Genomic DNA, 20,706 nt, shown 5'->3' on the forward strand with positions numbered 1-20,706 from the left:
GAGCCTTACGGCTCAAGCCAAAGGGTGGGTCAGTTTGAGATGGAAATGGCGGGTCAGTTTTGCGTGGAAATTAACACGTGATGAGATGACCGACATGCTGGGCCTTGCCATGGCCAGCAATCCGCCCAGACCAGGTTGCGGCACAAATCAGTTGCACAATACAACCATATAGTTGTATATTGCAACCAATATTGATTGCATGACGCCACAAATGACCAACACCATGTCTGAAATTGACTCGATTCGAGCCGACTCCCGCGCCCTGGTAAGAGAGCTCGGATTCATGCAGCCGACACTGGCCGCAACGGATTACTCGGCATCGGCTGTGCATGCATTGCTTGAAATCGACGCCCATGAAGGCATGACCTCGGTTCAACTTGTGCAGCTTCTGGGGTTGGAGAAGTCAAGCGTCAGCCGCATGCTTGCGAAGCTGGTTGCAGCAGGAGAGATCAAGGAAGTGGCTGCTATCGATGATGGCCGTTTCAAGCTACTGCAGTTGACGGCCCAGGGGCGCAGCACGGTCAGGCAGATTCATTCCTATGGCCAGATGCAGGTGCAAGCTGCGTTTCAGCACCTCAATCGCTCCCAGCAACAGGCGGTTGCGCAGGGCTTGTCTGCATATGCAGGAGCGCTCAAAGCCCATCGCTTGAATATGGCGGAAAAGCAGCAAAGCCCAATCACCGTAAGCGCAGGGTATCGCCCCGGACTGGTTGGGCGCATTGCCGAAATGCATGCGGCGTTCTACTCGAAGCACTCCAATTTCGGGCAGTTTTTCGAGAGCCAGGTCGCGACTGGCGCGGCAGAGTTCGCCGGACGGCTGAACGAGCCGTGCAATAGGGTATGGACCGCCCTGCTCAATGACCGAATTGTTGGCTCGCTCGCGATTGACGGCCAGGACCTAGGTGACAACAGAGCCCATCTGCGATGGTTCATCTTGGACGATGGTTGTCGCGGTAGCGGTGTCGGCAGGCAGTTGATGACAGAGGCGATGACATTCTGCGACATACGCGGGTTCCGTGAAGTCCATCTGTGGACGTTCAAAGGCTTGGACGCCGCCCGCAAGCTGTATGAGTCTTTTGGCTTCAAGCTGCACAAGGAGGAACAAGGAGCGCAATGGGGAAGCACGGTTACCGAGCAGCAACTCGTTCGCTTGACTTGAAATTTCATTGCCGGTTCAAGGACAGCTCCTGGCCGACAGCAGGCGGCAAAGCTGCTGTGGCGATTTCGCGGCGCGCCATGAGAGCCATGATGCAAATGTAGCGCCCCACCGTGAATGGAGCGATGGCACAGAGCCATTGGCGCGGCGGCCCCGCAAAGAACAGTGGGTGGCAATATCACCTGGCAAACCGAAACCTATTACCAGCAACCCAGCGCTCCGTAGTGGCGCGCCACCCAGCCCTCTTATGCCGTGGTGGGACTGATGGCACGCTAGGAGATGGACAAACACTGGTCGATGTCGGTCCATGTGAACAACCTGTTCGACAAGACCTATATGCCGGGTCTGGGCTCTTACGGCACGGGTGTCCACCGCGATCCGCGCAATGTACTGGTGACAGCGCGCTACCGCTTCTAAGGGCCGGGCGTGTAAGGTTCGACGATGCTGAACGCCGATTGGCTGTTGAGCATCGCCGTGGCCAATGGCTTCATCTCCCAGTGACCGTTTCCGATAGGTGTGGCAGGACGCAAATGCTCGATCAATGACTGTCGCAATACGGCCCTAAGTGATTCGGCAAGGTGCTATTTCCTTGCTTCGGTCAACATACGAACGGCCAAGCCGGCGAGAACCGTTCCCATCAGCCATCGCTGGACCAGGATCCACGTCGGACGGCCGGAAAGAAATACTGCTATCGATCCTGCAAGCATGGCAATCGTGGCATTCACACTGACGCTGATCACAATCTGGGTGAAGCCCAGAACCAGGGATTGCGAGAGCACGCTGCCATGTTCAGGGCTGATGAATTGAGGCAGCAGGGACAGATACATCACGGCGATCTTCGGGTTGAGAAGATTGGTCAGGAAGCCCATCAGGAACAGCTTCTTTGGGCCGTCCTGCGGAAGGTTCTTGACTTCGAACGGAGAGCGGCCGCCCGGCTTGACGGCTTGCCATGCGAGATAGATCAGGTACAGAGCCCCGCCAATGCGCAACGCATCGTAGGCATACGGCACCGCCATGACGATCGCCGTAATGCCCAGTGCCGCGCACATCATGTAGAACACGAAACCGAGAGCAACTCCCCCCAGGGATATCAGCCCGGCGGCCCGCCCCTGGCATATCGATCGGGAAATCAAATAAACCATGTTCGGTCCTGGAGTGAGGACCATTCCAATGGAAACAAGGCCGAAGGCAAGCCAATTCTCAAAGCCAGGCATGATGGTTTCTTAAGTGTTGTTGCATTTGAATATATCAGTCGAGGTCTGCTCCTGGCCGCAAGCAGCAGCACTCGACCCGAATCAGGCTGCCGCAGAGTGAGAGGCTCTCTCCAGTCGTATGCGCCCGATATTCATCAACAACATGCCGAAGATGGCCGTAGCGCCGCCACCCAGCAGCGAGCTGGTGATGGGCTCTCCGAGCCAGACGCTGGACAGCAGCATGCCAAACAGCGGCACCAGTGACATATACGCGGCTGCGGCGCCAGCACCCAGTTCCTGGACGCCCTTCAAGTACCAGGCGTAAGCCAATGCCGTAGCGCCCAGGGCCAGCGCCACAACGCTGTACCAGGCGACGGCAGGGGCTTTTGCCAGGCCAGCCCAGGCGGACGAGCCCTCCAGAGCAATGCTGGCCATAAGAAGCAGTGCAGCGCCAATGAGTGCGGTTGCCGTCGTCGTGGTCAGCGCATCCACGCGGGTCAGAACGATGCGTCCTATCAGGGTATAGGCAACCCAGCATGCGGCGCAGCCAAGCAGCAGCCACTCTCCCACGCCGGACGAGGAAGACACCAGCTCCCCCAAAGCGCCGCCGCTCAGCGCATACAGGGCGCCCGTCACGGCGAGCCCCAAGCCCAGGCACATGACGGCGTTCACGCGTTCACGAAACAGCAGCGCTGCGAACAGCATGGTCAGTACCGGGTTGAGCGCCACCACCATGGCCGCCTTGCCCGCGGGCACGGTCTTGAGTGCCTGCAAGAAGAACACGGAGTAGCCCAGCACGCCTACGGCAGAAGCGCAGGCCAGGCCCGCCCATTGGCGAGGCCCCAGAACACGCAATGCACCCATGCGCCCGCTGCGGTACAGCCACAGCACCAGCAGGAAACCAGCCAGAAAAAAGCGCAGGCTGGCCGCAGCCAGCGGAGGCATGGCTTGCGCGACGATGCGTCCCCAGGGCCAGGAGGCGCCCCACAGGGCAGCCATGCCGATCAATCCCAAATGGGTGGAAGTTCGTGATGTGTTCATGAGACGTTACTATCTGATAATCAGTATTCATCGTCGAATGAGTAAAAGCTCATGACATTCACGCAACTCGAAGTCTTTGCTGCGCTCGCCCGAGTCGGCAGCTTCTCGCGCGCAGCGGGTGTGCTGGGTATTTCCCAGAGCGGCGTCAGCCATGCCATCAAGCAGTTGGAGACAGAGCTGGGCATCTCCCTTTTCAAACGAGAAGGAGCAGCGGCAACACTGACCGAAGTGGGCGCCAGGCTACTGAGCCGCGCCAATGACATCCTTCAGCAAAAAGAGGCATTGCAGCAGGAAGCCGATGCGGAGCATGGCATTGCCCGGGGCACCTTGCGCATCGCATCTTTTGGCGCCACCTCGTCGCTGCGTCTGCTGCCGAAGCTCCTGGCACGTTTTCAGCAAAAGCACCCCCTGGTCGAGGTGCACATTGAGGAAGCCATGGACGACACAGTCGTTCAGTGGCTGCTGGAGCGGCGCGTGGAACTGGGCTTTGTCGTCTTGCCCGACGAGCGCTTCGACACCCTGACCCTGGCCGAAGACGAGCTGGTGGCGGTGCTGCCTGCTGCGCACCCCCTGGCGTCCCAATCGGCCATTGCAGCCATGAGCTTTCATGGACAGCCCTTTATCCGTACCAGCGCAGGCTCAGGCCCCCATATCGATGCTTTTTTGGCCAGCCAGGGCGCCTCACCCAGAACTCTGTTCAAGTTTGAGCAGCTCACCTCGATGATGGGCTTTGTCGCGCAAGGCGAGGCAGTCACCATTGCCGCACGTCTGGCTCTGCCCGAGCCCCCGGCAGGTGTTGTCTACCGCCCGTTAAAGCCCCGTTGTCGCCGGAAAATCGCGTTGGCCGCGCTGAGCTTTGACAAGCTCTCGCCCGCTGCTTTGGCTTTTGTCGAGCTGGCCCGGAAAAGCAGAGGCAGCCTGACGATTGAGTAAACCTTGTCATCCGAAGCAAGTGGTCTCCCGAATGCCTGGGGCCAAAGGTAGTCTGCAAAGGCCACGCAAGGCAGATTGCCATCTTCGATAAGACAGCCAGTCATGGCCGTGCGATGAGTGCAAGGTTCGTTGCATGACTGGATATCGGCCAACCAGCCTTCGCCGTCATGGCAGGCTCAAGTCCATGCCGAGCATTCTGGCAAGGCCGAAGGTGAACAGCAGAACAAACAGCAGCGCCAGCATGAAGGCGGCAGCCACCTTGCCGCCCGTGCGCAGCAGCGCGCGCCTGTCCATCCCCTTCTTGCCTTGGTCGTAATGCCACTTGATGGCAAAGAACATGCACGCGCCGAAGATGAGAACCTTGAACGTAACAAAGATTACAGGGACCCAATCGATCATTTTGAAAATTTCCAGCCTATGACTTGACACTGTCTACCGTAAGGAACACCGCTTCCCTAAGGAGAGAGGCGAAAACGTCGGCGATTGCCATACAAGAATGGGATCGCTACACGCTCTGAGGCATATTACTTAAAAGCAATTTCCATACATTGAGACAAAATGTCTGCGTATGAAAACCATACAAGATGACAGTTTGCCCGTTTGGCTGCCGCGATTGGCCGTGCATGGCGGGCCACGCTTCTTGCAGATTGCGGATGCCTTGCAGGCGGCAATGGCTGACGGTTCGCTGAAGCCGGGTGATCGTCTGCCCCCGCAGCGCCAATTGGCAGCACAGCTGAACCTCGACCTGACAACGGTCACGCGCGCATACGACGAAGCCAGACGCCGCCATCTGCTGGAAGGCCGCGGCGCGCGGGGTACTTATGTCGCGGCACCGAGAATTGAGCTGACCTCGGTCCTCGACCTGAGCATGAACACTCCTCCCCCACCCGCTGGCGTGGACTTCGACGACCTGCTGAAACAAGGCCTTTCTCAGGTAATGATGGGGGCAGACACCGCATTGCTGATGACTTACCACCTGGGCGGAGGAAGCGACTCCGACCGCAAGGCAGGAGCCAGATGGCTGGAGCCGATGTTTGGAGCTCTGGATTCAGCACAGGTTGTTGTCTGTCCGGGCGCTCAAGCGGCAATTGCCGCATTGATCCTGGCGCTGACGAAGCCTGGCGATGTGATACTGACAGAGCCGGCAAGTTATCCGGGCCTGCGTACTGCTGCGACCCAGTTCGGCCGGCGCATCGTTGCGGTGGAAGCGGACCAGCATGGGGTGGTGCCCGAGATGCTGGAGCAAGCCTGCCATCAGCACCAGCCTGGGCTGCTCTACCTCAACCCTACATTGCAGAACCCGACCGCCATCACCATTCCGGAGCGCCGGCGCAAGGAGCTCGCCAACATCGCCAAGCGCTGCAATGTACGCATCGTCGAGGATGATCCCTACTGGCTGCTTGCCGATGCACCGCCGCCACCTATTGCCACGTTTGCCCCTGAACAGGTGTCCTACATCTCGACCCTGTCGAAATGCCTGACGCCCGGCTTGCGTGTCGCCTTCGTGCTCATACGTGACCCGCATGAACGCGAACGCTTCCTGGTCGCGCTCAGGTCATTTGCGCTGATGGTCGCTCCTCTGACGGCCGCACTGGCCACACAGTGGATTCTCGACGGTTCGGCTGCTGCTTTGATGGAAGGCGTACGCAAGGAGGCGCGTCTGCGCCACTGGATGGCCAGGGATATTCTTGCGGGGAGGTACAGCGGCACTGGAGACGGCCTGCATGTATGGCTCGAGTTGCCAGGGTATTGGAACTCCTCACAGCTTGCGCGTGCGGCCGACAACGAGGGCATCGCCGTCACGCCGGCGGAGGCATTCGCAACCAGCGCCGCCAGCAGCGGCTCCGTCAATGCCATTCGCATCTCGCTGGGCAGTATCAAGGACCGTGGACGCTTGCAGACGGGCCTTCAAAAGCTGTCTCATCTGCTTGCACGAAGGCCAGAGCCGTTCAGCGCTGCGGTGGTTTAAGTGCCCGGGAAAGACGGTGCACCATTCAGGAGCGCCCTCAGTGCGGTCGCATCCAGGCCGGCTCAACCATCGACTGCGCCGGCTTTTTTCGCAGAGGACTCATACGGCCGCGACATATGGTCGTTCTAGGTTGAGCGGATGGACTGCAGCTTTCCGTTTGTAACAAGCGCTCTGGCAATCCGGTGCTGCCGACATTGCCCTATTACGCCATCATCACAAGGCCGGCCAGCCTTGATCAGACTGGGAAGGAGAGCCATGCACGACAGGCGCCGCATGTGATGAGTTCGCGATTCTGCACACTTGCTTTGCAAGTACACGCCGCCGGCTTCGCCCGACCCGCGTTGACGGAAATCCCTCATTGCCACAGGTTTCTTGCCGCCGCATTGTTGTGCCCTCCGCAAACTACCCCAGAGGTGCCCCATGGCTGAACCATCGACTCCCGACAAGCAACCGCAACCCGATCCGGCCGAACTCAATGCGTTCTTCCCCTCCCCCTACTCGCTCAGCCAGTTCACGTCGCCCAAGTCCGACCTGAGCGGCGCCGACTACGCGAAAACCTATCAAGGCAGCAAGAAGATCCTGATGATCGGCGCAGACGAGCGCTACCTGCTGACCGATAACGGCAGCTTTTTCTCCACCGGCAACCACCCGGTCGAGACACTGCTGCCCATGTACCACCTGGACAAGGCGGGATTCGCGTTCGATGTGGCAACGGTGTCGGGAAATCCCGTCAAGTTCGAGTTCTGGGCAATGCGTTCCGAAGACGAGACGGTCAAGGGCTTCTTCAACAAGTACCACTCGCAATTCAAGGAGCCGCTGCGCCTGTCGACGGTGCTTGAGCAAGGGCTGGAGCAGTACGCCGCCATCTTCGTCCCCGGCGGGCATGGCGCGCTGATCGGCATCCCCGACAGCCGTGACGTAGGTGCGGTGCTGGAATGGGCTGCGGCCAACAACCGGTTCGTCATCTCCCTGTGCCACGGACCTGCTGCCTTCCTCGCGGTTGGCGACAGCGACATCTACCGAGGCTACAAGATCTGCGCCTTCCCCGACGCACTTGATTCGCAGACCCCGGCCATCGGCTACATGCCGGGTCACCTGACCTGGAAGTTCGGCGAAAGGCTCAAGGCCCTGGGTTTCGAGATCGTCAACGACGGCATCTCGGGTGCCGTGCACCGGGACCGCCAGCTGATCACCGGCGACAGCCCTCTGGCTGGCAATGCGCTTGGCAAGCTCGCGGCCGAAACCTTGCTCAAGGAAGTTACGGCCTGAGATGAGCACTGCAATCGCGCAGGCGGCATTACACGGAGCCCTCGCCATCGAGGGCGCCCGCAGCCTTGCCGCAATCCAGGATACGGTGCGTGCTGTCGGCGCGCCGCTGGGGTACGACCGTTTTGTGCTGTTCTCGGCTTCCAGCGCTCGGGACGATGCGGTGGAGCGCATCTACTGGATCGAAGGCGACTGGTTCGGCACGGGCGCGCCTGTCGATGCTGAAACCTACGTGCGGCACTGCCCGGTGACGCGCCATATCCTGGAGACGAACCAGCCCTTCTTCTGGACCAAGACCAACGGCGCTCAGGGCGAGCGTTACAGCGTCGTCCGCGCGCCGCAAGGCCCGGGTATCCACGGTCTGCAAGTGCCTGTATTCGGCCTCCTGGGGCTGGAAGGCGCGATGAGCCTGGGCGGCGAGCGCATCGATGCCTCGCCGCAGGCCCGGCTGGCGCTGGAGCTGATCGCCCAAATCGCATTCCGCACGGCGCGCAGGCTGCTGGAGCTGCCCGCGCAAGAGGAACTCGGCCCCTTGTCCGATCGCGAACGTGAGGTGCTCGCATGGACGGCCGCCGGCCGGCGGCAGACGGAGATTGCCGCAACCCTCGGCCTGTCCGAACGCACTGTGGAAAACCACCTGCGCCGCATCCGCAAGCGCCTGGGCGTTGCCACGACGGCGCAGGCCATTCGCGTGGCGATCCGCAACGGAGAGATCGTCGCCTGACTATCCATGTCGGCTCACATCTCAAGTATCCCTTTGGAGCATGTAAACGGGGGGCAGGAACCGGCCACAGGAGCTCTTCAAGACATGGCTCTGCTGGCTTCTGCTCCCGGTTCGGGTCTATGCTGAAGTGGGTAGCGCTTTAATGGAGCGCAGAACATTGCGTGTGATGCTTTGCCGTTTGGCAAGGTCGGCAAGTCTGTTGGGCGTGTCCATGTTCAAGGCAAAGAAGACGGGGCCGCTGGGCCACTCTACCCAGCCCACCCACCAGCCGATTTTTCCGGTCCAGCCCGTTTTTGCACGCAGTATCCAGTCAGGCCCTGCTTCATTGACCATCACGTCCTTCACAAGCCGCTGGTGCTCGACCTGGAAAGGCAGTTGATTGCGGTAAAGCCGTTGCAAGAAAGCAATCTGCTCGAAAGACGAGATGGCGAGGTCGCCCTCAACCCAGAATGGCTTGTCGCCAGTGGCGACCGCATTGCCATACCCAATCTTTCGCATATAGGCGGTCTCACGTGCATCGCCGAGTTCCTTGGCGAAGCGCTCATACACCCAGACGGTGGAGTTCCTCATCGCGGAGCGCAGATTCTGGTCCACGTTCCAGGCCTGCACAGGTCGTTTCACGCCATCCCATTGAATAAGCTGAAATTCATCACGCAGCAGCCCTGCATCAAGCGCAAACAGGCTATGCGGAATCTTGAAGGTAGAGGCTGGCGAGTAACGCCGAGCGGAACGCGACACGTTGTAGACGTGGGTAGTTTCAGAGTTATCGCGTGCATCGAGAACAACGATGCTGCCTTGCGCATCGGCTTCTGTGAAAAACCGAGACCACTCGGCCATTTCCTGAGGCTGGGGGCCTGCCGCCGTCACTTGAGCAAACCCTGCGGCCAGGGCGGATAAGACCAGACTACGTCGATTCATGCGGCTAGTTTAAGGGGCAAACGAACCCGTCCTGAGTTGACCGAGACAGGAGCGGTGACACCTTGCCGTGATGGGCAGCGTCTCTTGCGGGCCGGACAGCGACAGCCGCAATCGCTTGAATCCACAGCCAGAGGCTGTCTTTCGAGCAACCAGGTCGGGCATAGCGAGCACTCCGGGAGTACGGACTGCAGCCTGAGCTGTCAATCGGCGCTCGCTGGCCCTTTAAGTTCAAGCTGATTGCCGTCCGGGTCTTTGCAGTAAATGGACAGGCCCATGCCGTCAGCGCCAAAGCGCCGCACCGCCCTATCCGCCTCAAGACCATGGCCAGCCAAATGGGCGAGGATGGCTTGCTCGTCAAAAGGCTCGATACGCAGGCAGAAATGATCGACATTTCTGCGCTCGCTTGAAGCCGCAGCTCCGCCCGCACGGCCTAAAGGGCCCTCAACATCCACCAGGTCAATCATGGATGCACCAGCTCGCAGGTGAACCATACCCAAATCCTCGCGACGCTTCACCAAGGTACAGCCCAGGACCGCTTGGTAGAAGCGGATGCTGCGCTCCAGGTCAGTGACGCGCAACACGATGTGATCAATGTGCTGAATACTGAATTTGCTCATGGCGATCTCCTGCTCCAGACATGCACACTCCTAATCGTATGCACTTGGTGTGATGGAACCCCAGACGTTCGGCGAGCGTCAGGGACATTCTTCTTGATCGGAAGGCCCGTGCTTGCTTGATCTTGTCAAACGCAGTTACGGCATGAGGCCGTCAATGTCCAACCAAAGGCTCGCATTGAGCATTTCGGCGTGAGGCGCTGATTTCCATTTCCTTTCGAGAAGTGTTCAGCGCACTGGCGCCGCTCCAGTGGGCCAATCACTATTTTTGTGCTCAAGCCAAGCCCACGCCGGAGGTGGCGGGGATCGCAGCGGCGGCAGGCCTGGCTGCTCCCGCTCCCTGGATCAGGAACACCCCGCCAAGAATCAGGAGCACGCCCAGCACACGCATGACGTTGATGGGCTTGGGCTCCAGTCCCATGACGCCGAAGTGATCGATCAATACCGCCACGACCATCTGTCCTGCGACCACGGCGACCAGAAATCCGCCGGCACCCAGTTTGGGTATCAGGGCTGCAGCACTGGCGACGTAAACAGCCCCCAGGACACCGCCGATCCACAACCACCAGGGACCGTGAAACGCATTGCTGAAATTCGGCATGGGGGCTTTGACCAGCATCAGCATGGGCACCATCACGGCCAGGCTGATCACCAGCGATGTGGCAGCCCCCCAGAAAGGGTGACCCAGAGCACGGCCTGCGTTGGCATTTGCAGCGGCCTGAAAAGGCAGGATGGCCCCCGCCAGCAAGGCCATGCCCAGTGAGGCGACCGTCATCAATGCCATCTTGCTGTTCATATCTGCCACTCCTTCAAATGTCTAAGCAATGTCTGAATGGTCTCGCATACGGATTAATTATAGAAATCGTTTATATGCACGTGTACTATTCTTCGCATGGATGATCTGCGCCGTATCGACCTCAATCTGCTGCTGGCACTTCACGCGTTGCTGACCGAGAAGCACGTGACCAGGGCTGCCATGCGCCTGCACAAGAGCCAACCGGCAGTGAGTCATTCGCTAGCTCAGCTACGCGAGCATTTCAATGACCCATTGCTGGTGCGCAAACAGGGAAAGCTGGAGCTGACGGCCCGAGGCAATGCGCTGCTGCAACCGCTCTCGGAGGCCTTGGGCAGCCTCAATACTCTGCTGGGAACACCTCAGTTCGATCCACTGCAGGCACAACGACGATTCAGGCTGTCACTGTCCGACTATGCGGCTCGTCTGGTACTTCCGGACCTGATGCGATATGTCCGCAAACATGCGCCCGGCTTTGACTTCGCCATCAGTCAGGCCAGCCGGGATGCCATGCTGGTACAGCTAGCCGATGGTGAACTGGACCTGGCTCTGGGGATCTTTCCCGATCTTGCACAAGACATCCAGGTCGAAACACTGTTTGAAGAGGATTTCATCTGTCTCGCAGACAAGGCCGTCAGTCCGGAAAAAGGAGGACTGTCGCTGGAGGAATGGCTGACGCGCCCTCATGTCATGCTGGCATTGAGGCCGGATGCGAACGACGAGATCGAGCGCGCACTCGCCGCCAAGGGACTTAAAAGGAGGATTGCGGTGGCCTTGCCACACTGGAGCGCTGCGGTTGAATTGCTGCCAGGTACCGATCTGGTTCTGACGATTGCCCGTCGTGCTGTCGGACCGCTGCGCTCATTCAAGAATCTGCGGCAGTTTGCGCCTCCACGCCAATTGCAACTGCCGAAAATGGCATACCAACAGGCCTGGCATGCGCGAAAGCACAATGATCCTGCGTTGGCCTGGCTCAGGCTTGCTGTGATGAACAGCTGCAAACCGAATGCTGGCCAGCAGTGAGTTGCCACAAGTCGCGACTTTTGCGGTAATTTTTCTTCAGTCTCCTGGACGCTGCCGATGACTGCGCATGTAACGATGAACGCCAAACAATTTGTTGAAAACTGGGTCAAGCTCAAATCAGAACTTCTTTTGTCTTTCATGAATGCTCATGAGGAGTCGGAGGTCGCAGCGCGGATCGAAGCTCTGGAGCTCACGCCCAAGCAGCACGAGCAACTTCGAGCGATTCTGGATTCGGTGCTGGGAGACACCATGTATACCTTGCTGCTGGGACTTGATGGCGCCGCGAGCATTGGAGGTGAGCAACAAACGTATACGCTTCATGATGAGAGCGGCAATCTCATCTCTGATTGCGGTGAGCTGGAAGCAGCTGCATGGGAAGCCTTTCACGGGCAGGATCAGGCACCTGAGGACGATTGACAAACCATGCCCAGCAGCTGGTCTGCGTCGTTTGCAGTCCTGAATTCATTGGTGAAGTAGGCGTAACTACGCGCTCTTGCTGCTTGCATCTCTTCAATGCGCTCGACTATGCTGGTTACATTGAGTCACGCAGCGCTAGGAGGGCACTTTGCCAATCATTGAAGTTTTTGAAAAGCTCACTGGTCGCAAATTTTCGGATGCAGAGCTCTTGCATACAAAGGTGCTCGCTTTCCCCGAAGAGGGAAAAAAGAGAGTTGTCTATGGACTGCTGGCCGAGGCTATCGACATTGACTACTCTCAAAAGTCACTTTCTGAGCTTGGCGAGCAAATAAGGCTGGCCCTGTCCAATATTGAGCGCCTTGCACCCAAAGCCTTCGTTGGTCAGAACATTCGTCTGTACGAGGGCGGCAACCACCTGGACATCATCAATGATGGGGTTGGGAGCATGGGCTGGTTGATTGTGGAAGACCACCTGACTTGATTGGACCTCAACGCCCCGGAATTCAGAAGCGCAGCAATCCCTTGTCCGGCTTCTGATACCTGTTGGCTGTCTGCGCAAACATCGCCGTGCTATCCGCTGCGCCGGTCTGGAGGTCGTTGCTTGCGAAAGAAGTTTTTAACTTAGCGCATCCAACTGATCTGAACTGGCTGAATCAGAAAGGCTCCCTTAGGAGCCTCCTTGCTTAGACAGAAGAGCTGTTTAATCCACAGCGACCATTACCGACGACGCTTTAATGACGGCATATGCGTTGTCGCCCTCTTTCAACCCCAGGGACTGGGCCGACGTCGAGGTGATAGAGGACGTGACTCTCACACCAGGGGCAACTTCCAGTGTCAATTCCGTGCTGACTGGGCCCGTGACAATCGAGACAACCTTGCCTTGCAAGACATTGCGAGCACTGATTTTCATAGTATCTGTATCTGAAGAAATGACGACGGACAAGAGCATATATTCAGCGACTTGATGGCTGTAGAAGCTCTGCCATATAGAGATCCTATCAGCCGCTGTATGACTGCAATGGGCCGAGCAACGACGGCCGCAATCGCTTGTCGGCTGCGGACATTCGCCAGCCTTTGTGAGTCAAATGCTCCTCAAAAATTACCGCTACATGCGCGATAGTCGATACAGACGATGCCCAAGCGGCCGATACACGTATTGTCCTGACAGGTTCAAATCATGACTTCCAAACGGAGCCAGCAATGACACTTCAGGACATCTCGGACAAGGTAGAAATCAACGAACTCCTGGCACGGTACTGTCATGCTTTAGACGAAAAGGACTGGCACTCGTTTCAAGCGATATTTCTTCCTGATGCGATTTTGGACTTCACCGCCTTTGGTGGACCCAAAGGCTCTCCTGCCGAGCTGCAAGAGTTTTTTGTACCAATCCTTGGCAGCCTGGCCTCGACACAGCACACAGTCTCTACCGTCAAAATTGATCTGGCAGGAAATAGCGCCACCGCCCGATCTGCGGCCATCGTCCCCATGACGGGCAAGACACCTGAAGGCAAAGAAACCACTTTTGTGAGCGGCCTTTGGTATGAAGACAGCCTTGAGCGCACAAAGGATGGCTGGAAGATCAAATCACGAAAGCAAGTTCGCAGTTGGGCCGCAAATATGGCCTGATCCACACGGTCTGAGGCATCGGTATCTATGCGATGGGAATCAAACCGATCAGGCAGGGGTTTAAGGGGTGCAGCGGGGCTATCTCCCTCTGAGCGACATCATTTCAATTCCCGTCGCGCCCCCTAAACTCCCCAGAAAACTCCCCTGGCGCTTTAGTGCTCGCAGCCACCCTACTCTGCCTAGTTGTCGACACGGTTCTCAGCAAAGCCAGCCTGTGATCGACCCGTTATAAAAGCACACTACTTCGAAAATAACCAAAAAAGGATGAATGTAAGAAACACATAAAACAGTACGCCAATTAACAGCAAGCCAGTAACAGTGACTACTCGCTGTCCATCACGTTTAAACCATAGAGATCCTGCTGCACTATAAGTGCGCCCTTCGTCGGCCCTTAGCGATTCGCCGCGCCACTGACCAAAACTTCCAACGATTACGACAATTTTCCCCGTCAATACCAGTAATAATCCAACGAAGCCAGATAGAAGTTCATCCACTGATAATCCTTAATCACCGTTTAGTGAAAATCTTATGCCTTGTCATCAGGCAAGGCAATTAGCGTGCATTATTTAAAGTCATGAACCGAGCGCCATATGTCTGCTTTTGGCCGATCTAAGGCTGTCGCTGACCGCCCCATAGAAAACGGACTTCATTGTGGATGTAATGATTAAATTTTGTCCACAATTAAGTCTCTCACTAAATTTATACGACTTCTTCTATTTTATAAAGGAAGATATAGCAAATACAATTAAAATTAAATACAAATTCAAAAAAGATAAAGCAAGAGCAAGCGATCCTTTTGTTTTATTTTTTAAGCATCGTCTCAACCCAACAAGAAAAGACTCCGAAGAGTCTAAATGCTTATTCATAGAGAAAAATATTGGAACAGAAATAATTGCAGAAAAAATAAAATAACAAATTAAATAAAATTCTGTGTCATCTGACATGTAGGTAGCTCTCCTCTAAAACACCCCCCTGCGGCAGGCATAAACACTATGACATATCGGGCGCTTATGGCCGTACCGCGACACTCGCAGCTCAACCAGAAGCCACTGCCCCATCGCCCCAGCATGGCCGCAACAGGCTACAACTCATGGCTGTAAACGATAAATCCGCTATGTCTGGCCAACTTGTCGTAGAGCGCACGGCCGACTGCATTGGTTGCTTGCGTTTGCCAGTAGACGCGGCTCGCGCCAGCCAGCGTGGCTTGCTCGTAGACGTTATTAATGAGGGCCTTGCCAATTCCGAGCTTGCGCCGTGTGGGGGCTGTGAAAAGATCCTGCAGGTAGCAGACCGGGCCAAGTCTGGGGGTGCTGCGGTGAAGCAGGTAATGAGCCAGGCCGACCACTTCTTCTTCATGTTCCGCGACTACCGCAAAAACTGGCTCGACGGGATTGAAGAAGCGTCCCCAGGTTGTCTCGGTAATTTCTCTGGCCAGTGCGGTAGTCCCTGCCCGTCCGTAGAAAGCGTTATAGCCGTCCCAGAGCGAGAGCCACTGATCAAAGTCTTTGGGTTGAATGGCTCTTACCACGACACCAGCTACAACGGCACTTTCAGGCATAGGACAGACTTTCTTGGCATGTGTCAGATTGATATTCGATTGCCTTTGCCGGTAGAGCCGGCTCTGCTCGGCCCACCGCGGCCGTTCACGACTACACCCTCTGCCGATCTCTCAGCACCTAGTAGCCCACCAAAGCCAAGCATGAGCCTAATAGCAAGTAGATCGCTCCCGCCGCGACGTCCCCAATCGCCGGCGTAAAAAGCTCGGCAAGCAAGAGCGAGATCCCACATATTGCCTTGCAGCTGATTCCTTCTGCATGGACAGCGCCGCGTATCAAAATGGCGCTTCCATTCGCAATACCCAACACACCCAGAATCAAAATACACCAACCAAAGACTGTCGCCTCACGATGCATGTCTGTCCTTCGAAGATTCTGGTGGAAGGGTAATTGCTGCTGAGTGTAGCTGGTAGCACTAAAGGACAGCTATTGGCCGAATGCAACGGCAGCGCACAAGCCCAAAGAGACATTGGTTAGCGAAGGCAGATGGCACTTTTTCAGACCTCTGCCAAATTTCTTAAGGATTGAGCCAATAATCAAGTGCTCTCCATAACAACCGAGGCCTTGGATGTCACCACTTTGGCTCTTTGCGCTCGCCACCTTTTTTGGCTACTTAGCCTACGACGCATTTCAGTTTCGCCATTCGGCGAATCATCGGGTTTGGGCGGTTCCCCCCGTGTCAGGCAGAGCTGTGGGCGCCGACCCCTTGTCGGTACGAGAACAAGGGACTTCGCGCTCTCACAAGTACACCGGGGCGGAAGGCATTCCAGGCTTGCACTGGGTCTTCTTGGTGATGGCTTTGGCATGTGCCGTTGCGGGTGCTTATTTCTGGATATTTGATTGAAGCAGTGCTAGTCCACTGCCTCATCTGTGGGCAGCCCGCTGCGCCTGGCCCAGCTCACAGCCGCCCCCATATTGCCGCTGACACCACCTTGCGTTAGCCTGCGGGCTCCACCATTGCTCAGGAGCCTGCCATGTCCCGTCGTTTGGTTCTTTCCGCCAGCACCGCCCTAGCGGCTGTCGCACTGATTGTGGGTTGCGGCGCCATGGGGGCGTCGGGCGGCAACCCCATGAGCTTCTTCATCACCAGCACCAACCCCGGCAAGGGCGGCGACCTGGGCGGGCTGGCCGGGGCTGATCGCTACTGCCAGTCGCTGGCTGCAAGCGTGGGCGCAGGCAACAAGACCTGGCGCGCCTATCTGAGCAATGCGGCCCTGAATGGCCAACCGGCCGTCAATGCGCGCGACCGCATCGGCAACGGCCCGTGGCGCAACGCCAAGGGCGTGGTCATTGCCACCAGCGTGGCCGACCTGCACAGCGCCAATGCCAAGGTCGGCAAGGACACCTCGCTGACTGAAAAGGGCGAAATCGTCTCGGGCTTTGGAGATGAGGTCAACCGCCACGACATCCTCACCGGCTCGCGCCCTGACGGCACGCTGGCCGTGCCCGAACCCGGCAAGGACACTACCTGCGGCAACTGGACGAAGAGCGACGGCGGCTCTGCCATCGTGGGCCACCACGACCACAAGGGCACCAACCCCGACCCTGTAGCCAATGCCTCGTGGAACTCGTCGCACGGCACGCGCGGCTGCAGCGTCGAGCAGTTGCAGCAGAGCGGCAGCGCCGGGCTGATGTACTGCTTTGCGACCAACTGATCGACGTGACAGGGCGGGCATCCGCCCGCCCAAGTCTTAGCAAGTCTTAGGCCTCGACTGTTATTGCTCCTGCTTCAGCCTCACCTGCACCGCATCGGACTGAAGTGCCGCCTTCAACTCGCGATAGCGCTGCAGCACCAAAGTCACAAAATCGTTTTCATGGCGGTCTACAGACAGCCAAGGGTGCAGCGCTGTCGCACCAGTTTGCTTGGCATCAGGCGTAAACAATGGGTCATCAGTGAGATACACCCAAAACGGCCACATCTCCTCAACGTCATCTGAGGCAGGCAATTGAGGTGCTGCTTGTATCAGTGCCTCTCCCAAGCCTTTTGCGGCTTCCTTGTCAAAGCTCGGGATATGCAGGCCCCAGTAAAAATTCTCCTCATCCGCAAAGCCAAAATACCACTCGAAGCGCAAAGTAACGTCTGGGCTACTTGTGAAAGGCAAAGCGAAATACGCCTTTCTTTTATGAGGAGATTCTGTGTTGATGCCCCATTGGGGCTTAACCCCTTCTTCAACGAAACGCTTATTGAGTTGTTCTTTCAACAGCTCTAACCGACTCGATTGCCACTGCAGCAGGGTATCGCGCAGCAATAGCGCTTGCGCTAAAGCCTGAGGGCTATTGTTGAAGGCTTGAGCAACATGTGCCAACTCTTTCTCGTCTACATAACCCATCGTTTCCTCCTCCAGCATGTCAATAAAGTCCTCTACAAACCAGCGCACTTTGGATGCCTGAATCTTCGGTACGCATTGCCTAAGCATCTGGAGCATCTGTGACCAAGAAACACATACCAAATGCCCCTGTTTGGTCAACTCTGTACGCTCAGCAAGCGATATGCTTTGCACGCCAGGTGCCCCGCGCCCCAAGTACACCAATAGCCAAGGCCTTCCCTTTGCCAACTGAGACAAGTGCTTTGCGTAGTCGGTTAATTGGCCTTCCTCATCTACGGATGAATACCAAGGCTTGTTTTCAATCGCCAACATGCCGTTTGGCGCTTGCAAGTGAACGCACAAATCGATGTATCTACGCTTATCCAACGAGCTAGTGGAATGCTCTGTTTCCACATTGCCGACAACGCTTTGACGAAGCCAAGCACTGTTCGGCCGTGGCATATCTACAGCCTCGCCGTCGTCTGCCCTAAGGTCTTGCTCTGTTGCAGCCGCTTTATCATCTTCACCGTCAACAGACAGCAGATGTTGCTTGCCCTGGGCATCGAGCACCAGGTCTACCCACGCATCCCAAAACAAACTGCCTTGGCCATGTGTTTCGTTGGGATCCAGTAACAGTGCAAGGTGACGCGACACATCCACTTCATGACTACGGTACACGCTAAAGGGCGAAAAATCGGGTGCCAACTGTGCAGCCATGAGTTGTTGGGCTTGCTGCCAGCCAGCCTGCCGGGCTTGCAGATTGCCCAGCAGGGCTTTCAAAGCATCCACACCTGGCAGAGTTGATAAGTGATGGGTTGGTGTCGCGCTCACGTATGCCTCCCTCAGACAAGCAGCATGCGTTTGTGCTGCTGCCTTTGACTATTTGAATAGCTAACTGCGCCTGATTTTCTTGACTTTCAGGTAGATAACAACCTGAAACTCAACAAATGCTGGCGCCTACAGCTATGAATTTTAGAACAACGTCAGATCGCTCTATTCTCTAGCGAGCAGATTCAATCTCAATGCCTTGTCTTATTTATATGGCAGGCGCCTCCACCGACCCCGACACCGTGCCGCAGGAAGGACAGACGCTGGAAATATGGGGTGTCGTCTCCAGCTGCATCAAACGCTTTGCAAGATGTAATTTGCCCTGATGGCACGCGCGGCTGCAGCGTCGAGCAGTTGCAGCAGAGCGGCAGCGCCGGGCTGATGTACTGCTTTGCGAGCAACTGAGCGGGATGAAAGCGCGGGCCTCGGCCCGCCCCAGTTCAAGCAGGGTGTCCTTGCCCTGTTTGAACAAGACTATGAAGATCACCACGCTCCCAGCACACCGATATAGCTGCCCAACTTGATGGCGAGCAAGCGCCGTCCCTGAGCGCTTCTCACGGTTCAGTGCTCACCGCCACCCTACTTTGCCTGGTCATCGAATCGGCGCTCAGCTAGGCCAAGGTCTGCAATCGACAAGCCGGCATCTGATGAGCTGGTGCTCGGTCCACTATTCATGAAGTGATCCTGACCATATAATTAGCCACCATATTATATTTTGGCTAACTAATGAAGCTTGAACAGAAGTACCAGGCGTTAATTGAAGAAGCACAACGACGCAAACTTCCCGATGTGGATGGCATCCAGCTGTGCTTTCAAGTGCTGTCGATGGCTGCAAACATCGACCGCGACTGCGCTGCTTTGCTGGCCCCTCATGGTTTGTCCGAGGGGCGCTTTGTGTTGTTGTTCCTTCTCGATGTGGCGCCTGACGGACTCGCCCCCAACGCGCTGGCCGAACAGGCTGGCGTGACCCGCGCCACGGTGACCGGCCTCTTAGACGGACTGGAGCGCGAAGGTCTGATTGAACGTCACGCCAACGCCGAAGACCGCCGTGCTCTTTGCATTCGGCTGACCTCAAAAGGAAAACAACTAGCCGGTACCGTTATCGACCAGCATGGTCGGTGGATTGCAGGCCTGTTTGGCAACCTGTCTGCACCTGAACGAAAGCAGCTGGCAGCGTTGCTGGAGAAAGTACGAGGCCCTGAATCGGACGTTGAATCATGAGGGATCAAGTCCGCAAGGGTGCGACGCGCACCGCTGACATTCCTCGGGACGTTCTGCACGCGCTATCGCGCGGGGAGTTGCAATGTGCAACGCTGGCCGAGTGCCTGGCAGTCGACCAGGCCGTACTGGCACGAACACTCTTTCCGGCACTTACGGCTCAAGCACTGAGCACGATCGATGAAGCCTGCCAACTGGGTGTGCTCAAACGCATGGCCCGTATCGGCGCAGTCTTGCTGGAAGCCCTGGGTACTGAGGGCATCGCACAATGCCAAACGCACCGCGCCGATATGGCACGAGGCTGGGCGTGTTTCATGATCGGTGCTCAGCCTAACCTGGATCTCGGTGTACGGCTGGCCGCAATGCGCCCGCTGGCAGACGATGCCCATTTTGGTGTGCGCGAATGGGCTTGGATGGCGATGCGGCCGCACCTGGTACAAGACCTGGCTGCGGCTATCACACAGCTGATGCCATGGACACAAGATCCTTCTGAACGTGTCCGACGATTCGCGTGCGAGGTTTTGCGCCCCCGCGGGGTGTGGAGCACGCATATCTCGCAGCTCAAACACTCACCCGAGCAAGCGCTGCCTTTGCTCTCAGCTCTGAAGAGCGACCCTTCGGTCTATGTGCAGGACTCGGTCGCCAACTGGCTCAATGATGCCGCCAAGGACCAGCCAGCCAGGGTGCGTGACATCTGTGCCCAATGGCTTCAAAGCTCCCAAGCCGCCGCCACACATCGTATATGTCAACGCGCACTGCGCAATCTCAAGTGAAAGTGGAACCATGTCTCATTACCTTGTAGAGCTCTACACCCCCAATTCGGCTTGGCTCGCGCTGTCCGCCGAACAAAGGCAACATTTTCTTGGCGGCATCGGACTCGCATTGAATCAACTCTCCAGCCTCGGTGTCGAAGTCCTCTCCCTGGCAGAAACGGACTCCAGCATTGACCAGGGAACCGCGCATACATTCCTTGGTATTTGGCGCTTTCCTGACCAGGCCGCTCGTGACGCCCTGCTGGCGGGCATCAAAGCCAGCGGCTGGTACGATTATTTTGACCATGTGAATGCAGCCAGCACTCAAGGGGCGGCGGATATTCACTTGGCTGCTCTAGCTGCCGCGTAGCGC

The 20,706-nt window shown here is 57.1% G+C and carries 23 protein-coding genes; 14 read left to right on the forward strand and 9 right to left on the reverse strand.

What is annotated here, in order from left to right:
• Nucleotides 1-211 precede the first annotated feature (211 nt).
• Together ACWGXF_RS22390 and ACWGXF_RS22395 are read left to right on the forward strand one after the other, a co-directional pair.
• Nucleotides 212-1,159 (forward strand): bifunctional helix-turn-helix transcriptional regulator/GNAT family N-acetyltransferase, encoded by a 948-nt coding sequence (locus ACWGXF_RS22390; RefSeq protein ID WP_452102505.1) that lies wholly within the window; start codon nucleotides 212-214, stop codon nucleotides 1,157-1,159.
• 276 nt (nucleotides 1,160-1,435) lie between these two features.
• The gene (locus ACWGXF_RS22395; RefSeq protein ID WP_452102506.1) at nucleotides 1,436-1,573 is read left to right on the forward strand and encodes a hypothetical protein; all 138 of its coding nucleotides are present in this window, start codon (nucleotides 1,436-1,438) and stop codon (nucleotides 1,571-1,573) included.
• A gap of 164 nt (nucleotides 1,574-1,737) precedes the next feature.
• Here ACWGXF_RS22395 and ACWGXF_RS22400 read toward each other — a convergent pair whose 3' ends face one another.
• Both ACWGXF_RS22400 and ACWGXF_RS22405 read right to left on the reverse strand, forming a co-directional pair.
• Entirely contained in the window at nucleotides 1,738-2,370 is a 633-nt protein-coding gene (locus ACWGXF_RS22400) for a LysE family translocator (RefSeq protein ID WP_452102507.1), read from the reverse strand.
• Between the two features lie 81 nt (nucleotides 2,371-2,451).
• Nucleotides 2,452-3,390, reverse strand: coding sequence for a DMT family transporter (locus ACWGXF_RS22405; RefSeq protein ID WP_054075678.1), 939 nt, complete (start codon nucleotides 3,388-3,390; stop codon nucleotides 2,452-2,454).
• Nucleotides 3,391-3,441: 51 nt separating this feature from the next.
• Here ACWGXF_RS22405 and ACWGXF_RS22410 point away from each other — a divergent pair, with 51 nt between their 5' ends.
• Nucleotides 3,442-4,323: a LysR family transcriptional regulator gene (locus ACWGXF_RS22410; RefSeq protein ID WP_256630631.1), complete on the forward strand. Its 882-nt coding sequence runs from the start codon at nucleotides 3,442-3,444 to the stop codon at nucleotides 4,321-4,323.
• A gap of 165 nt (nucleotides 4,324-4,488) precedes the next feature.
• Here the strand turns inward: ACWGXF_RS22410 and ACWGXF_RS22415 are convergent, their stop codons facing one another.
• Nucleotides 4,489-4,722, reverse strand: coding sequence for a hypothetical protein (locus tag ACWGXF_RS22415; RefSeq protein ID WP_034396573.1), 234 nt, complete (start codon nucleotides 4,720-4,722; stop codon nucleotides 4,489-4,491).
• A 169-nt stretch (nucleotides 4,723-4,891) separates the two neighbouring features.
• Between ACWGXF_RS22415 and ACWGXF_RS22420 the strand changes: the two genes are divergently transcribed.
• The 3 genes from ACWGXF_RS22420 to ACWGXF_RS22430 all read left to right on the forward strand — a co-directional run bounded on the left by ACWGXF_RS22420 (nucleotide 4,892) and on the right by ACWGXF_RS22430 (nucleotide 8,282).
• A complete protein-coding gene (locus tag ACWGXF_RS22420; protein ID WP_256630632.1) occupies nucleotides 4,892-6,292 on the forward strand; it encodes an aminotransferase-like domain-containing protein in 1,401 nt (466 codons plus the stop codon).
• Nucleotides 6,293-6,712: 420 nt separating this feature from the next.
• Nucleotides 6,713-7,561, forward strand: coding sequence for a glyoxalase III HchA (gene hchA / locus ACWGXF_RS22425; protein ID WP_452102508.1), 849 nt, complete (start codon nucleotides 6,713-6,715; stop codon nucleotides 7,559-7,561).
• Between the two features lies 1 nt (nucleotide 7,562).
• Nucleotides 7,563-8,282 (forward strand): PA1136 family autoinducer-binding transcriptional regulator, encoded by a 720-nt coding sequence (locus ACWGXF_RS22430; RefSeq protein WP_034396579.1) that lies wholly within the window; start codon nucleotides 7,563-7,565, stop codon nucleotides 8,280-8,282.
• Nucleotides 8,283-8,399: 117 nt separating this feature from the next.
• Here ACWGXF_RS22430 and blaOXA read toward each other — a convergent pair whose 3' ends face one another.
• The 3 genes from blaOXA to ACWGXF_RS22445 form a co-directional block, all read right to left on the reverse strand.
• On the reverse strand, nucleotides 8,400-9,200 hold the full coding sequence (blaOXA, locus tag ACWGXF_RS22435) for a class D beta-lactamase (protein WP_256630634.1): 801 nt from the start codon (nucleotides 9,198-9,200) through the stop codon (nucleotides 8,400-8,402).
• A gap of 200 nt (nucleotides 9,201-9,400) precedes the next feature.
• On the reverse strand, nucleotides 9,401-9,817 hold the full coding sequence (locus tag ACWGXF_RS22440) for a VOC family protein (protein WP_054075682.1): 417 nt from the start codon (nucleotides 9,815-9,817) through the stop codon (nucleotides 9,401-9,403).
• Between the two features lie 271 nt (nucleotides 9,818-10,088).
• Nucleotides 10,089-10,610, reverse strand: coding sequence for a DMT family transporter (locus tag ACWGXF_RS22445; protein ID WP_256630635.1), 522 nt, complete (start codon nucleotides 10,608-10,610; stop codon nucleotides 10,089-10,091).
• Between the two features lie 96 nt (nucleotides 10,611-10,706).
• On the opposite strand from ACWGXF_RS22445, the gene ACWGXF_RS22450 reads away from it, so the two are divergent.
• From ACWGXF_RS22450 to ACWGXF_RS22460, 3 genes are all read left to right on the forward strand, one after another.
• Nucleotides 10,707-11,630, forward strand: a complete 924-nt coding sequence (locus ACWGXF_RS22450) for a LysR family transcriptional regulator (RefSeq protein WP_034354058.1) — start codon at nucleotides 10,707-10,709, stop codon at nucleotides 11,628-11,630.
• Between the two features lie 75 nt (nucleotides 11,631-11,705).
• The gene (locus tag ACWGXF_RS22455) at nucleotides 11,706-12,047 is read left to right on the forward strand and encodes a hypothetical protein (RefSeq protein WP_452102509.1); all 342 of its coding nucleotides are present in this window, start codon (nucleotides 11,706-11,708) and stop codon (nucleotides 12,045-12,047) included.
• Nucleotides 12,048-12,195: 148 nt separating this feature from the next.
• Complete coding sequence (locus ACWGXF_RS22460) at nucleotides 12,196-12,528, forward strand: hypothetical protein (protein WP_452102510.1); 333 nt, start codon at nucleotides 12,196-12,198, stop codon at nucleotides 12,526-12,528.
• Nucleotides 12,529-12,747: 219 nt separating this feature from the next.
• Here the strand turns inward: ACWGXF_RS22460 and ACWGXF_RS22465 are convergent, their stop codons facing one another.
• Nucleotides 12,748-12,996: a TOBE domain-containing protein gene (locus ACWGXF_RS22465; RefSeq protein WP_338010712.1), complete on the reverse strand. Its 249-nt coding sequence runs from the start codon at nucleotides 12,994-12,996 to the stop codon at nucleotides 12,748-12,750.
• 251 nt (nucleotides 12,997-13,247) lie between these two features.
• On the opposite strand from ACWGXF_RS22465, the gene ACWGXF_RS22470 reads away from it, so the two are divergent.
• Complete coding sequence (locus ACWGXF_RS22470; protein ID WP_003062329.1) at nucleotides 13,248-13,673, forward strand: nuclear transport factor 2 family protein; 426 nt, start codon at nucleotides 13,248-13,250, stop codon at nucleotides 13,671-13,673.
• Between the two features lie 1,081 nt (nucleotides 13,674-14,754).
• Here ACWGXF_RS22470 and ACWGXF_RS22475 read toward each other — a convergent pair.
• Nucleotides 14,755-15,231, reverse strand: coding sequence for a GNAT family N-acetyltransferase (locus ACWGXF_RS22475; protein WP_012838614.1), 477 nt, complete (start codon nucleotides 15,229-15,231; stop codon nucleotides 14,755-14,757).
• Nucleotides 15,232-16,203: 972 nt separating this feature from the next.
• Between ACWGXF_RS22475 and ACWGXF_RS22480 the strand changes: the two genes are divergently transcribed.
• A complete protein-coding gene (locus tag ACWGXF_RS22480) occupies nucleotides 16,204-16,884 on the forward strand; it encodes a hypothetical protein (RefSeq protein WP_452102511.1) in 681 nt (226 codons plus the stop codon).
• 60 nt (nucleotides 16,885-16,944) lie between these two features.
• On the opposite strand, the gene ACWGXF_RS22485 is transcribed toward ACWGXF_RS22480, so the two are convergent.
• Nucleotides 16,945-18,366: a PDDEXK-like family protein gene (locus tag ACWGXF_RS22485; RefSeq protein ID WP_452102512.1), complete on the reverse strand. Its 1,422-nt coding sequence runs from the start codon at nucleotides 18,364-18,366 to the stop codon at nucleotides 16,945-16,947.
• Between the two features lie 723 nt (nucleotides 18,367-19,089).
• Here ACWGXF_RS22485 and ACWGXF_RS22490 point away from each other — a divergent pair.
• Genes ACWGXF_RS22490 through ACWGXF_RS22500 form a run of 3 tightly spaced genes read left to right on the forward strand, consistent with a single transcriptional unit; the run spans nucleotide 19,090 to nucleotide 20,703 of the window.
• A complete protein-coding gene (locus ACWGXF_RS22490) occupies nucleotides 19,090-19,584 on the forward strand; it encodes a MarR family winged helix-turn-helix transcriptional regulator (RefSeq protein ID WP_452102513.1) in 495 nt (164 codons plus the stop codon).
• Entirely contained in the window at nucleotides 19,581-20,354 is a 774-nt protein-coding gene (locus ACWGXF_RS22495; RefSeq protein WP_452102514.1) for a DNA alkylation repair protein, read from the forward strand. The genes ACWGXF_RS22490 and ACWGXF_RS22495 overlap by 4 nt, the downstream gene beginning before the upstream one ends.
• Before the next feature lie 10 nt (nucleotides 20,355-20,364).
• Nucleotides 20,365-20,703 (forward strand): DUF6616 family protein, encoded by a 339-nt coding sequence (locus ACWGXF_RS22500; RefSeq protein WP_003062340.1) that lies wholly within the window; start codon nucleotides 20,365-20,367, stop codon nucleotides 20,701-20,703.
• Nucleotides 20,704-20,706: the final 3 nt, after the last annotated feature.

Source organism: Comamonas sp. HJ-2, assembly GCF_053615495.1.